The 12,287-nt window shown below is 71.6% G+C and carries 9 protein-coding genes and 1 pseudogene; 4 read left to right on the top strand and 6 right to left on the bottom strand.

Going from position 1 to position 12,287, the window contains the following annotated elements; translation table 11 throughout:
- Positions 1 to 9 precede the first annotated feature (9 nt).
- Complete coding sequence (locus ACFZBD_RS24290) at positions 10 to 783, top strand: TIM barrel protein (protein WP_391143354.1); 774 nt, start codon at positions 10 to 12, stop codon at positions 781 to 783.
- Positions 784 to 858: 75 nt separating this feature from the next.
- Here ACFZBD_RS24290 and ACFZBD_RS24285 read toward each other — a convergent pair whose 3' ends face one another.
- Together ACFZBD_RS24285 and ACFZBD_RS24280 are read right to left on the bottom strand one after the other, a co-directional pair.
- Positions 859 to 1,272 carry a DUF4279 domain-containing protein gene (locus tag ACFZBD_RS24285; RefSeq protein WP_391142956.1) on the bottom strand — a complete coding sequence of 138 codons (414 nt, stop codon included), beginning with the start codon at positions 1,270 to 1,272 and terminating at the stop codon, positions 859 to 861.
- Positions 1,273 to 1,277: 5 nt separating this feature from the next.
- Positions 1,278 to 1,700: a DUF4279 domain-containing protein gene (locus ACFZBD_RS24280; protein WP_391142953.1), complete on the bottom strand. Its 423-nt coding sequence runs from the start codon at positions 1,698 to 1,700 to the stop codon at positions 1,278 to 1,280.
- 111 nt (positions 1,701 to 1,811) lie between these two features.
- Here ACFZBD_RS24280 and ACFZBD_RS24275 point away from each other — a divergent pair, with 111 nt between their 5' ends.
- Positions 1,812 to 4,043: an ATP-dependent RecD-like DNA helicase gene (locus ACFZBD_RS24275; protein WP_391142949.1), complete on the top strand. Its 2,232-nt coding sequence runs from the start codon at positions 1,812 to 1,814 to the stop codon at positions 4,041 to 4,043.
- 215 nt (positions 4,044 to 4,258) lie between these two features.
- Positions 4,259 to 5,548 (top strand): citrate synthase, encoded by a 1,290-nt coding sequence (locus tag ACFZBD_RS24270; RefSeq protein WP_352190558.1) that lies wholly within the window; start codon positions 4,259 to 4,261, stop codon positions 5,546 to 5,548.
- 444 nt (positions 5,549 to 5,992) lie between these two features.
- Here the strand turns inward: ACFZBD_RS24270 and ACFZBD_RS24265 are convergent, their stop codons facing one another.
- The 3 genes from ACFZBD_RS24265 to ACFZBD_RS24255 all read right to left on the bottom strand — a co-directional run bounded on the left by ACFZBD_RS24265 (position 5,993) and on the right by ACFZBD_RS24255 (position 9,531).
- Complete coding sequence (locus ACFZBD_RS24265) at positions 5,993 to 8,284, bottom strand: heavy metal translocating P-type ATPase (protein ID WP_391142946.1); 2,292 nt, start codon at positions 8,282 to 8,284, stop codon at positions 5,993 to 5,995.
- A 119-nt stretch (positions 8,285 to 8,403) separates the two neighbouring features.
- Complete coding sequence (locus tag ACFZBD_RS24260) at positions 8,404 to 8,712, bottom strand: cation transporter (protein WP_391142943.1); 309 nt, start codon at positions 8,710 to 8,712, stop codon at positions 8,404 to 8,406.
- Between the two features lie 120 nt (positions 8,713 to 8,832).
- Positions 8,833 to 9,531: a TetR family transcriptional regulator gene (locus tag ACFZBD_RS24255; RefSeq protein WP_391142939.1), complete on the bottom strand. Its 699-nt coding sequence runs from the start codon at positions 9,529 to 9,531 to the stop codon at positions 8,833 to 8,835.
- A gap of 163 nt (positions 9,532 to 9,694) precedes the next feature.
- Here ACFZBD_RS24255 and ACFZBD_RS24250 point away from each other — a divergent pair.
- Positions 9,695 to 11,964, top strand: a pseudogene (locus ACFZBD_RS24250) (MMPL family transporter).
- 85 nt (positions 11,965 to 12,049) lie between these two features.
- Here the strand turns inward: ACFZBD_RS24250 and ACFZBD_RS24245 are convergent.
- Positions 12,050 to 12,247, bottom strand: a complete 198-nt coding sequence (locus ACFZBD_RS24245; protein ID WP_362477803.1) for a MerR family transcriptional regulator — start codon at positions 12,245 to 12,247, stop codon at positions 12,050 to 12,052.
- Between the last annotated feature and the right edge of the window lie 40 nt (positions 12,248 to 12,287).

Here is a 12,287-nt window from a genome sequence, read left to right as displayed (position 1 = left end):
GTCAACCAGATGACGGTGAAACAGCTGTCGTTGCCGGAGCTCGTGAAGCAGTGCGTACGTCTCGGCATCCCGGGCATCGGCCTGTGGCGCGAGCCCGTGCACGCGTACGGCCTGGCGGCCACGGCCGAACTCGTACGGGACGCCGGACTGGCCGTCACCACCCTGTGCCGGGGCGGTTTCTTCACCACCGCCGACTCGCTGGACGACAACCGCGCGGCGATCGACGAAGCGGCCGCCCTCGGCACCGACACCCTGGTCCTGGTCTCGGGCGGCCTCGCCCCGGGCAGCCGCGACCTGGCGGCCGCCCGGGCCCGGATCGGCGACGCGATCGCCGAACTCGCCCCGTACGCGGGGGAGCGAGGCGTCCGCCTGGCGATCGAACCCCTGCACCCGATGTACGCGGCGGACCGGTGCGCGGTCTCCACCCTGGACCAGGCGCTGGACATCGCCGAGCGCTTTCCGTCCTCGCAGGTGGGCGTGGCCGTGGACACCTACCACATCTGGTGGGACGACCGCGCCCCTGCGGCGGTCGCCCGCGCGGGCGCGGCGCACCGCATCCACACCTTCCAGCTCGCCGACTGGACCACCCCCCTCCCGGCCGGAGTCCTCAACGGCCGCGCCCAGTTGGGCGACGGCACGATCGACCTCCGCGCGTGGCGCGCCCATGTCGAGGCGGCCGGATACACGGGCCCGATCGAGGTGGAGCTCTTCAACGACGAACTGTGGGCGCGGGACGGCGTGGAGGTGCTGGAGGAGACGACGAGGAGGTTCCTGGCGGTCTGATCCGGCGGAGGGCCCCGGCCTGCTCGGCCGCACCGCCCCCGTCCCGCGCGGCGCGGCCCCCGGCCGGCGAGTGCCTCAGTCGAGCCAGTCCAGCGAGTCCTCGGAAGCGGTGTTGCCCTCCAGGAGCGTCGTGAAGGAGACCGGCAACCCGAGTGCGGCGAGCCGGTCGGCGGACTCGGGCGAGAGCGTCAGCCGCTCGTCCGCCCGTACCGTGCCCGCGATCGACACCTGGGCGAAGCAGCCGACGGCCGACAGCGCCCTGATGGCGTCGAGGCGCGGCGCGACCTGGGCGGTCAGCGCCGCGACCTGCTCGCCCAGGTCGGTGGAGAAGTGCTCGTCGAGGCTGTAGGCCCACCAGCCCGGCCCATGGTGGACCGACGCGCCGGTCAGCTGCTCCGCGAGCCGGGACAGCCCGAGGGCACGGTCGACGGCCGAGGGGTCCAGGCCGCTTCCGGTGAGGGCGAGGGAGGTGGTGATCGAGGTCCACATGGCGGTTACCGTTCGCTCGTGCTGGGGGCGAGGGTCAGCGGAACGCCGAGGAGGGCCACGCGGCGCATCTGCTCGGGCGTGAAGGCGAGCTGTGCGTCGTTGCCCACGTATCCCCTGATGGTGAGGGTCACGGAGAGCCCGTCCGCCATGAGTTCGCCCACCGCGCCGGCGTGCGGTTCGACTGCCGTCAGGACGGTGTCGAGCTGCTCCGAGAAGACCCTCGTGGAGCGCTCGTCGACCTGAAGCCGCCATTCCCCGTCGACATCTCCCGGCGGCCCCCACCGACTGGGCCCGGGCTCCCGGGTTCCCGTCGGCTGGATGGCGAGCTTCCTGCTCACCTCCTCGGGGTCGAGCTCGGGTCCTCCCCTGACGACGAGGGACACATCGGGCAGCGCCCAGATGGCACCTTGCTGCTGATCCGCAGTCACTGTTCTGTCCGTTCCGCTTGCATCGCCATGTGTCTTCGCGCAGCCCACCCGGTGAAGGGTGCCTCTCGGCCCGGGACGCCCCTTGTCCGACCCCTTCGCTACCTTCGGACCATGTCCAACCAGGGTCAGGGCCAGGCAGTGGTCGAAGGGGTTCTCGAGCGGATCACCTACGCCAACGAGGAGAGCGGGTACACCGTCGCCCGTGTCGACACCGGTCGGGGCGCCGGGGATCTTCTCACCGTGGTCGGCTCGCTCCTCGGGGCGCAGCCGGGTGAGTCGCTGCGGATGGAGGGGCGTTGGGGCTCGCATCCGCAGTACGGCAAGCAGTTCACGGTGGAGAACTACACGACCGTGCTGCCCGCCACGATCCAGGGCATACGCCGGTACCTCGGCTCCGGTCTCATCAAGGGCATCGGCCCGCGGATCGCCGAGCGGATCGTCGAGCACTTCGGCACCGACACCCTCGACGTCATCGAGCGGGAGCCGAAGAGGCTCGTCGAGGTGCCCGGGCTCGGGCCCAAGCGGACGCGGTTGATCGGGGCGGCCTGGGAGGAGCAGAAGGCGATCAAGGAGGTGATGGTCTTCCTCCAGGGCGTCGGGGTCTCCACCTCCATCGCCGTGCGGATCTACAAGAAGTACGAGGACGCCTCGATCTCCGTCGTGCGCAACCAGCCCTACCGCCTGGCCGCCGACGTCTGGGGCATCGGGTTCCTGACCGCCGACAAGATCGCCCAGGCCGTCGGCATCCCGCACGACAGCCCCGACCGGGTCAAGGCGGGTCTGCAGTACGCGCTGTCGCAGTCCACGGACCAGGGGCACTGCTTCCTGCCCGAGGAGCGGTTGATCTCCGACGCGGTGAAGCTGCTGCAGGTGGACACCGGGCTGGTCATCGAGTGCCTCGCCGCGCTGGCCGACGACCCGGAGGGGGTCGTGCGGGAGCCGGTGCCGGGGCCCGACGGGCAGCCGGTCACCGCCGTCTATCTGGTGCCGTTCCACCGGGCGGAGATCTCGCTCGCGGCCCAGATCGGCCGGCTGCTGCGGGCGGAGGAGGACCGGATGCCGGCCTTCCGGGATGTGGTGTGGGACAAGGCGCTGGCCTGGCTGGCCGACCGTACGGGGGCGTCGCTCGCGCCCGAGCAGGAGGAGGCGGTGCGGCTCGCGTTGACCCGGAAGGTCGCGGTGCTGACCGGCGGGCCGGGGTGCGGGAAGTCGTTCACGGTCCGGTCGATCGTGGAGCTGGCCCGGGCGAAGCGGGCCAAGGTGGTGCTGGCCGCGCCCACGGGCCGGGCGGCGAAGCGGCTGGCCGAGCTGACCGGGGCGGAGGCGTCGACCGTCCACCGGCTCCTTGAGCTCAAGCCGGGCGGCGACGCGGCGTTCGACCGGGACCGCCCCCTGGACGCCGATCTGGTGGTCGTGGACGAGGCGTCGATGCTCGATCTGCTGCTGGCCAACAAGCTGGTGAAGGCCGTGGCGCCCGGTGCGCACCTGCTGCTCGTGGGGGATGTGGACCAGTTGCCTTCGGTGGGCGCGGGGGAGGTCCTTGGCGATCTGCTGGCCCCGGACAGTCCGGTGCCGGCGGTGCGGCTGACCCGGATCTTCCGGCAGGCGCAGCAGTCGGGTGTGGTGACCAACGCGCACCGGATCAACGCGGGGCTCGTGCCCGTGACGACGGGGCTGCCGGACTTCTTCCTCTTCGTCGAGGACGAGACGGAGGACGCGGCGCGGGTCGCGGTCGAGGTCGCATCCCGTCGGATTCCCGCCAAGTTCGGTCTCGATCCGCGCCGTGACGTGCAGGTTCTGGCGCCGATGCACCGCGGTCCCGCCGGTGCGGGCGCGCTGAACGGGCTCTTGCAGCAGGCCGTCACCCCGGCCCGGCCCGATCTGCCCGAGAAGCGTTTCGGTGGCCGCGTCTTCCGTGTCGGTGACAAGGTCACGCAGATCCGCAACAACTACGACAAGGGGGCGAACGGCGTCTTCAACGGCACGGTCGGCGTCGTGACCTCGCTCGACACCGTGGAGCAGCGGCTGACCGTGCGGACGGACGAGGACGAGGAGGTGCCGTACGACTTCGACGAGCTGGACGAGCTGGCCCACGCGTACGCCGTGACGATCCACCGTTCGCAGGGCAGCGAGTATCCGGCGGTGGTGATCCCTGTCACCACCAGCGCCTGGATGATGCTCCAGCGGAATCTGCTCTACACCGCCGTCACGCGGGCCCGGAAGCTGGTGGTCCTGGTGGGCTCCCGCAAGGCGATCGGCCAGGCCGTTCGCACCGTTTCCGCAGGCAGGCGCTGCACCGGCCTCGCCCATCGGCTGGCCGGGGCGTCCGCCGCGCGGGTGTGACGCCGGGGGCGCGGCGGCGGGCATCCGGTCGTGTGAAAGACGACCCCCGACTTCCGGAAGCGGGGCGAAGGGGGCAAGATGAGCAGGTTGGCGGCACTGAGTGCCGCCAAATGGCCCAATGGTCGACCCCGAGTGCACTCTCCTGAGCCAAATGGGGGATGGTAGAGACAGTCAGGGCACCTCGAAGAAGAGGCACTACGTCGGTGAGGGATGACGTGAGCGACAACTCTGTAGTACTGCGGTACGCGGACGGTGAATACACCTACCCGGTGGTCGAGAGCACCGTCGGCGACAAGGGCTTCGACATCGGGAAGCTCCGGGCGCAGACCGGTCTGGTGACCCTGGACAGCGGCTACGGCAACACGGCCGCCTATAAATCCGCGATCACCTACCTCGACGGTGAGCAGGGGATCCTGCGGTACCGCGGCTACCCCATCGAGCAGCTGGCCGAGCGCTCCACCTTCCTCGAGGTGGCGTACCTGCTGATCAACGGTGAGCTTCCCAAGGTCGACGAGCTGGCGACCTTCAAGAACGAGATCACCCAGCACACGCTGCTGCACGAGGACGTCAAGCGCTTCTTCGACGGCTTCCCGCGCGACGCGCACCCGATGGCCATGCTGTCCTCGGTGGTCTCGGCGCTGTCCACGTTCTACCAGGACAGCCACAACCCGTTCGACGAGAAGCAGCGCCACCTCTCCACGATCCGGCTGCTCGCCAAGCTGCCGACGATCGCGGCGTACGCGTACAAGAAGTCGATCGGCCACCCCTTCGTCTACCCGCGCAACGACCTCGGGTACGTCGAGAACTTCCTGCGCATGACCTTCTCGGTCCCGGCCCAGGAGTACGAGCTCGACCCGGTCGTGGTCTCCGCGCTCGACAAGCTGCTGATCCTGCATGCGGACCACGAGCAGAACTGTTCGACGTCCACCGTCCGTCTGGTGGGTTCGAGCCAGGCGAACATGTTCGCGTCGATCTCCGCCGGCATCTCCGCCCTGTGGGGCCCCCTGCACGGTGGCGCCAACCAGTCGGTCCTGGAGATGCTCGAGGGCATCCAGGCCAACGGCGGCGATGTCGACTCCTTCATCAACAAGGTGAAGAACAAGGAGGACGGCGTCCGCCTGATGGGCTTCGGCCACCGGGTGTACAAGTCCTTCGACCCCCGCGCCAAGATCATCAAGGCGGCGGCGCACGATGTCCTCTCGGCCCTCGGCAAGTCCGACGAGCTGCTGGACATCGCGCTCAAGCTGGAGGAGCACGCGCTCTCCGACGACTACTTCGTCTCGCGCAACCTCTACCCGAACGTGGACTTCTACACGGGTCTGATCTACCGCGCGATGGGCTTCCCGACCGAGATGTTCACCGTGCTCTTCGCGCTCGGCCGTCTCCCGGGCTGGATCGCCCAGTGGCACGAGATGATCAAGGAGCCGGGTTCCCGCATCGGCCGCCCGCGCCAGATCTACACGGGCGAGGTCCTGCGCGACTTCGTGCCGGTCGAGGGCCGCTGACCTCAGGGACGGCAGCCTTGACGGGGCCGTGGGCAGCCTTGATGGGGCCGAGGGCCTGTCTCGGCCCCCGGCCCCGGCCTTCGGGCCGCTGAACGAAAAGCGCCCCGCCACCGATCCCCCCACGGGTCGGCGAGCGGGGCGCTTCCCATATCCCCGGTGCGGATTCCCCCCACGGGATCCGGGCCGGGCGCCTGTCGGTCGACAGAAGCTACGCGGGTCTGCGCGGTCTGCCGGGGTACGTACGGGAGGGCCGCTCAAAGCTCCCCGGTGCACGTGCCCCGGCCAACGCTTGCCTGAGACGTCCCCCAAGACATCCCATGAACGTCCCCCAAGACGTTCTCGGCATCGCCCACTTAGACTCGCGAACGGCCTGAATGGTTACCCCCAAATATCTGTGATCTAGGTCTCTTTGTGAAGGTCCTGTGCGGTCACGTGTAGGTGAATTCACGTGAACCTTCGGAGACGGAGGCTGTTGGTCACCACGAAAACGGACGAAAAGGCCATCGCCAGTCCGGCGATCATGGGGTTCAGCAGGCCGGCGGCCGCCAGTGGGAGGGCGGCGAGGTTGTAGCCGAAAGCCCAGGCCAGGTTGGCCTTGATGGTGGCCAGGGTGCGCCGGGCGAGGCGGATGGCGTCGGCCGCGACCCGCAGGTCGCCGCGGACCAGCGTCAGATCGGCCGCCTCGATGGCCGCGTCCGTGCCCGTGCCCAGGGCGAGACCCAGGTCGGCCACGGCGAGCGCGGCGGCGTCGTTCACGCCGTCGCCGACCATCGCGACCGTCCGGCCTTCGGCCTGAAGACGTCGTACCGCGTCGACCTTGTCCTGAGGCAGCACCTCGGCGAAGACCCGGTCGGCCGGGATGCCCACCTCGGCCGCCACCGTCTCGGCCACGGTGAGACTGTCCCCGGTCAGCAGGACCGGTGTCAGGCCGAGGGCGCGCAGCCGGGCCACCGCCTCGGCGCTGGTCTCCTTGACCTCGTCGGCGACGGTGAGGAACCCGCGGGCGCGGCCGTCCCAGGCGATGTGGACGGCCCCGGGGGCGGGCGGCCCGGGCACCTCGACCCCTTCGGCCTCCAGCAGGGCGGCGCGGCCCGCGAGGACCCGGTGGCCGCCGACGGTGCCGCGCACACCGAGGCCGGGCACGTTCTCGAACGACTCGGGCGCGGGCAGCCCGGCCGTCGTCAGGCCCAGGCGCTCGGCGGCGCCGGCCGCGACGGCGCGGGCGACCGGGTGCTCGGAGGCGTGCTCCAGGGCGCCCGCGAGGCGCAGCAGCTCGGCCTCGTCCTCCCCTTCGTACGCGTACGCCTTCCGCAGCGTCATCCGGCCCGTGGTGACGGTGCCGGTCTTGTCGAGGACGACGGTGTCGACGCGGCGGGTGGATTCGAGGACTTCCGGGCCCTTGATGAGGATGCCGAGCTGGGCGCCGCGGCCGGTGCCGACCATGAGGGCGGTCGGGGTGGCCAGGCCGAGGGCGCAGGGGCAGGCGATGATCAGGACGGCGACCGCGGCCGTGAAGGCCGCCGTCGTGTCGCCGGTCGCCCCCAGCCAGCCCGCCAGGGTGCCGAGCGCGATCAGCAGCACGGCGGGCACGAAGACGGCGGAGATCCGGTCGGCCAGGCGCTGGGCGGCGGCCTTGCCGTTCTGCGCGTCCTCCACCAGCTTCGCCATCCGGGCGAGCTGAGTGTCGGCGCCGACCCGGGTGGCCTCCACGACCAGCCGGCCGGAGGAGTTGACGCAGCCGCCCGTCACCGGATCCCCGGCCGCCACGTCGACCGGGAGGGACTCGCCGGTGAGCAGGGAGGCGTCGACGGCGGAGAGCCCCGCCGCGACGGTGCCGTCGGTGGCGATCTTCTCCCCGGGCCGGACGACGAAACGGTCGCCGACGTGCAGGGCGGTCACCGGAACCCGTACCTCCACGCCGTCCCGGAGGAGGGCCACGTCCTTGGCGCCCAGCTCCATCAGCGCGCGCAGCGCGGAACCGGCCTTCCGCTTGGCGCGGGCCTCCAGATGGCGGCCGAGCAGGATGAAGGTCACGACCCCGGCGGCGACCTCCAGATAGATCGTGGCGGGGCCGTCGGTGCGGCCGACGGTGAGGTCGAAGCCGTGGCGCATGCCGGGCATGCCGGCGGTGCCCAGGAACAGCGCCCAGAGCGACCAGCCGAAGGCGGCGAGCGTGCCGACCGAGACGAGGGTGTCCATGGTGGCGGCGCCGTGCCGGAGGTTGGTCCAGGCGGCCCGGTGGAAGGGGAGCCCGCCCCAGACGACGACGGGGGCGGCGAGGGTGAGCGAGAGCCACTGCCAGTGGTCGAACTGGAGGGCCGGGACCATCGCGAGGAGCACCACGGGCGCGGCGAGGAGCGCCGAGACGGTCAGGCGGGTGCGGGACGCGTCCAGCTCCGGGTCGGGCTCGCCGCGCCGGGCGGACGGTTCCGCTGCGGGTTCCGCGTCCGCTTCCTCTCGCGCGTGCGCCGCCGGCTCGGGCGTGGGGCGCGGCGGCGGGGGTTCCTCGGCGGTGTAGCCGGTCTTCACGACCGTCGCGATCAGATCGGCGACCGCCACCTCCGCCGCGTGGTCGATCCGCGCCTTCTCCGTCGCGTAGTTGACGGTCGCGGTGACCCCGTCCATGCGGTTGAGCTTCTTCTCGACGCGGGCCGCGCAGGAGGCGCAGGTCATCCCGCCGATGGTCAGCTCGGTGGTGCGGGGGGCGGCGGACGGGGTGGCGGTGCTGGGAGGCATGTGCGTTCCAAAAGGGAGCGGGGCCGTACCGTCTTCACAGTACGGCCCCGCTCGGACATGCCGGTGCCGGCCGCCGGGTCCCGCCCGCGGACGGCGGGCCGGCCTCGGCGGGCCGGGGGTCAGGCCCGGCCGAGCAGTTCGTAGCCGGCCTCGTCGACGGCGGCGCGTACGGCGGCCTCGTCGAGCGGGGCCTCGGAGACCACGGTGACCTCGCCGGTCGCGGCGGCGGCCGTGACGGAGGAGACGCCGGCGATCTCGGAGATCTCGCTCGAGACCGCGCCCTCACAGTGACCGCAGGTCATGCCCTTGACCTGGTAGACGGTGGTGACGCCGCCCGCGGGCTCGGCCGCGCCGTCGTGACACGAGCCGGTCGGCGAGCAGCAGCCGCCGGCGGCCTGCGGAAGTTCGGTCTTCGTCTCGGCGGTCATGACGTTCTCCTCTTCGAGCGTGGCGGTTCCAGGTCGTACACTCGCACACCTTATACCCCTAGGGGGTATCGATTCCACCGGAGGTGCCGGTGTCGGGGAGAAGCGTCCCGAGAGACCCGGTCAGCGGGCCGGTGCCGGGGCCGTGGCGGGCGGCCCGGCGAGGTGCGCGTCGCCGATGACCGGGTCGAGGTAGCGCAGCAGGACCTGCTTCAGCTCGGCGGTCACGGCGTTCCGCTCCGGCCCTTCGGGGGCGGCGAGGACGAGCGCGAGGCCGCCCTTGAAGACGGCGAAGGTCATGTCGGCGATCCGGGTCGCCTCCTCGACCGGAAGGCCCGGGAGGTAGTGGTGGAGCAGGTCCCTGACCCGGGCGAGCAGCGAGGCGTGCAGGGCGTCGTGCTCCTCCGTGATCCTGCCCGGGATCTCCGAGCCCTGCATCAGGGCGAGGAAGACGGGGTTCTGGCAGTTGAACTCGATCAGCGGGTCGACGACGGCGTCGAGCAGCTCGGGCAGCGGCAGTTCGAAGTTCTCCGGCGTGAAGGCCTGGCCGTGCGCTTCCCGCATCTGGTGCAGCAGGCGGTCGCCGAGCTCGATGGCGATGGCCTCTTTGTTGGGGAAGTACTGGTAGAGCGTGCCGGGGGAGACGCTCGCCTCGCGGGCGATCGCGTTGGTGCTGGTCGCCGTGTACCCGTTCGCGCAGAAGACGTTCGCGGCCGCCTGGAGCAGCTGCGTGATGCGGCGCTCGCCGCGGGCCTGGCGCCGGCGCGGCCGGGGTTCGCCGGACTCCTCGGGCGCCTCGCCTGCCGGTGGATTCTCGGACATGGCTGTCCCCAGCTTTCGTGGACTGTTTGACAAACGCGAGTGGTCGCTCGCATTCTTGAGAAACGCGAGCGATGACTCGTGTTTGCCAGTCTATGGCAACGGACGACCCATGCGGCCTGCCGGGAAGCGAGCGCATGGGTCACGGTGAAGGGGACACCGCGTCATGGCCGAAGTCAAGAATCCAGCGCCCGCCCGGGGAGGGGGGTGGACACGGTTCGTCACGGCCCGGCCTCGTCTCTCCCTCCTCGCCGCCTTGGTGATCACCGCCCTCGCGGTCTTCGCGGGCAGCGGCGTCGCCGACCGGATGGGCAGCGGCGGCTGGGAGGACCCGGACGCGGAGTCGACGTACGCCACCGGGTCCTGGAGCGGGAGTTCCCCGCCTCCCAGCCCAATCTGCTCCTCCTCCTCGACGCGGGACCGGCCGGGGTCGACGCCCCCGCCGTCGCCGCCGAGGCCCGCCGGCTCGACGCCCGGCTCGCCGCCGAGGAGGGGGTGAGCGGCGTCGGTTCCTACTGGCGGACCGGCTCCCCGTCCCTCCGCTCCGAGGACGGCCGGCAGGCGGTGATCGTCGCCCGGATCGACGGCGACGAGAAGGCGGCCGGGGAGATCCTCCAGCGCATCGCCCCCGCGTACCGGGGCGAGCGGGGTCCGGTCGAGGTATCCGTGGGCGGGCCGCTCGCCGTGCGCCACGAGATGCAGGCCACCATCCAGGAGGACCTGCTGCGCGCCGAGCTGATCGCGCTGCCCGTGACGCTCGTCCTGCTGGTGATGGTCTTCGGCAGCGCCGTCGCCGCCCTGCTGCCGCTCGGCATCGGAATCGTGGCGATCCTCGGCACCAACGCCGTGCTGCGCGGCCTCACCGAGCTCACCGACGTGTCCGTCTTCGCGCAGAACCTCACCACCGCGCTCGGCCTCGGACTCGCCATCGACTACGCCCTGTTCGTGGTCCGCCGCTTCCGCGAAGAGCTGGCCACCGGAGCCGACCCGCGCACCGCCGTCGGCACCACGCTGCGCACGGCGGGACGGACCGTGCTCTTCTCCGCGCTGACCGTCGCCGTCTCGCTCGCGGCCATGCTCGTCTTCCCGCAGTACTTCCTGCGCTCCTTCGCCTACGCCGGCATCGCGGTGGTACTGCTCGCCGCCGGAGCCGCGCTGATCCTGCTCCCCGCCGCCCTCGTCCTGCTCGGCGAACGGGTCAACGCCCTCGCTCTGCGACGCCTGTTCCGACGTGGCTCGGGTACGGGCCCGGATGCGGGCGGTGCCGGGCGGCGGCCCGGGGCCGGGTGGGCCAGGACGGCCGCGCTGGTGATGCGCCGCGCCCCCGTCTTCGCCGTGGTCACCACCGTCGGACTCCTCCTCCTCGGACTGCCCTTCCTGGGCGTCCGGTTCGGCACGGCCGACGACCGTCAGCTGCCCGCCACCGCCGAATCCCGGGTCCTCCAGGACCGGCTGCGTGACGGCTTCCCCGGAGACCCCGGTGGTGGTCTCACGGTGCTCGCCGAGGGCCGGGCCACCCCCGCCCAGTACGCCGAGTACCGCGAGCGGATCGCGGCCGTCGACGGCGTCGCGCGGGTGGAGGGCCCGATGACCCCCGAGCCCGGCGCACACGCCTACGCCACCTTCACCGTGCTGCCCGAAGGCGAGACCGTCGGCGAGGACGCCCAGCGGGTGGTCGGTGAGATCCGGGAGCGGGAAGCGCCCTTCGACACCTCCGTGACCGGCGCGGCCGCCGTCCTCGTCGACTCCAAGGACGCCATAGCCGACCGGCTGCCCTGGGCGCTCGGGATCATCGTGGTGGTCACGCTGCTGCTGGTCTTCCTCCTCACCGGAAGCGTGCTCATCCCCCTCCAGGCCGTCGTCCTCAACGCCCTCAGCCTCACGGCGATGTTCGGAGCCGTGGTCTGGGTCTTCCAGGAGGGCCATCTGTCCGGGCTGTTCGGCTTCACCGCCACCGGTGACATCGAGACGACCCTGCCGGTGCTGATGTTCTGCGTCGCCTTCGGCCTCTCCATGGACTACGGCGTCTTCCTGCTCTCCCGGATCAAGGAGGAGTACGACGCCACCGGCGACCACGAGCACTCCGTCCGCTTCGGCCTGCGGCACACCGGCGGCCTGATCACCGCCGCCGCCGTGATCCTGGCCGTCGTGATGGTCGCCATCGGCACCTCCCGGGTGACCAACACCAAGATGCTGGGCCTCGGCGTCGCGCTCGCCGTGCTCATGGACGCGATGGTGGTGCGCAGCCTGCTGGTCCCGGCCGTCATGAAGCTGACCGGCCGCCTCACCTGGTGGGCGCCCGGACCCCTGCGCCGCTTCCACGACCGGTTCGGCATCACCGAGGGCGGCATACCCGTGCCGGCCCCGCCGGCCCGAACGGCCGCGCCGGAGCCGGCCGACCGTGCCGACCGTGCCAAGGAACCAGTGGGGAGCTAGCGGCCACGTCCGGGCACGCGGACGGCCCCGCGCCGGATCGGGGGGCGGGGCCGTCGTGGGTTCGGGAGGAAGGGCGGGGCGGGGGTCAGTCCCGGCGGCTCCGGTTGCCGGGGCGGTTGGCGACCCAGGCGCGGATGGTGTCCGCGTACCAGTAGGGCTTGCCCGACTCCACATGGTCGGGGGGCGGCAGCAAACCGTGTTTCCGGTAGGAACGGACGGTGTCCGGCTGCACCTTGATGTGCGCGGCGATGTCCTTGTACGACCAGAGCCTTCTGTCCGTCATGCGTGGCACCTCCCTGCGCGCCTCACAGCTGCGGCGGGGG

This window comes from Streptomyces sp. NPDC008121, from assembly GCF_042957155.1.
GTDB lineage: Bacteria > Actinomycetota > Actinomycetes > Streptomycetales > Streptomycetaceae > Streptomyces.
The sequence above is the reverse complement of the archived record's forward strand: the minus strand, read 5'-3'. Positions and strand labels throughout refer to the sequence as shown.

What these genes read in the sequence shown, in the direction of transcription:
- ACFZBD_RS24265 (WP_391142946.1), bottom strand. Translation starts at nt 8,284, where the DNA reads ATGCCTCCCAGCACCGCCACCCCGTCCGCCGCCCCCCGCACCACCGAG.
- ACFZBD_RS24255 (WP_391142939.1), bottom strand. Translation starts at nt 9,531, where the DNA reads ATGTCCGAGAATCCACCGGCAGGCGAGGCGCCCGAGGAGTCCGGCGAA.
- ACFZBD_RS24245 (WP_362477803.1), bottom strand. Translation starts at nt 12,247, where the DNA reads ATGACGGACAGAAGGCTCTGGTCGTACAAGGACATCGCCGCGCACATC.
- ACFZBD_RS24285 (WP_391142956.1), bottom strand. Translation starts at nt 1,272, where the DNA reads ATGTGGACCTCGATCACCACCTCCCTCGCCCTCACCGGAAGCGGCCTG.
- ACFZBD_RS24290 (WP_391143354.1), top strand. Translation starts at nt 10, where the DNA reads ATGACGGTGAAACAGCTGTCGTTGCCGGAGCTCGTGAAGCAGTGCGTA.
- ACFZBD_RS24260 (WP_391142943.1), bottom strand. Translation starts at nt 8,712, where the DNA reads ATGACCGCCGAGACGAAGACCGAACTTCCGCAGGCCGCCGGCGGCTGC.
- ACFZBD_RS24275 (WP_391142949.1), top strand. Translation starts at nt 1,812, where the DNA reads ATGTCCAACCAGGGTCAGGGCCAGGCAGTGGTCGAAGGGGTTCTCGAG.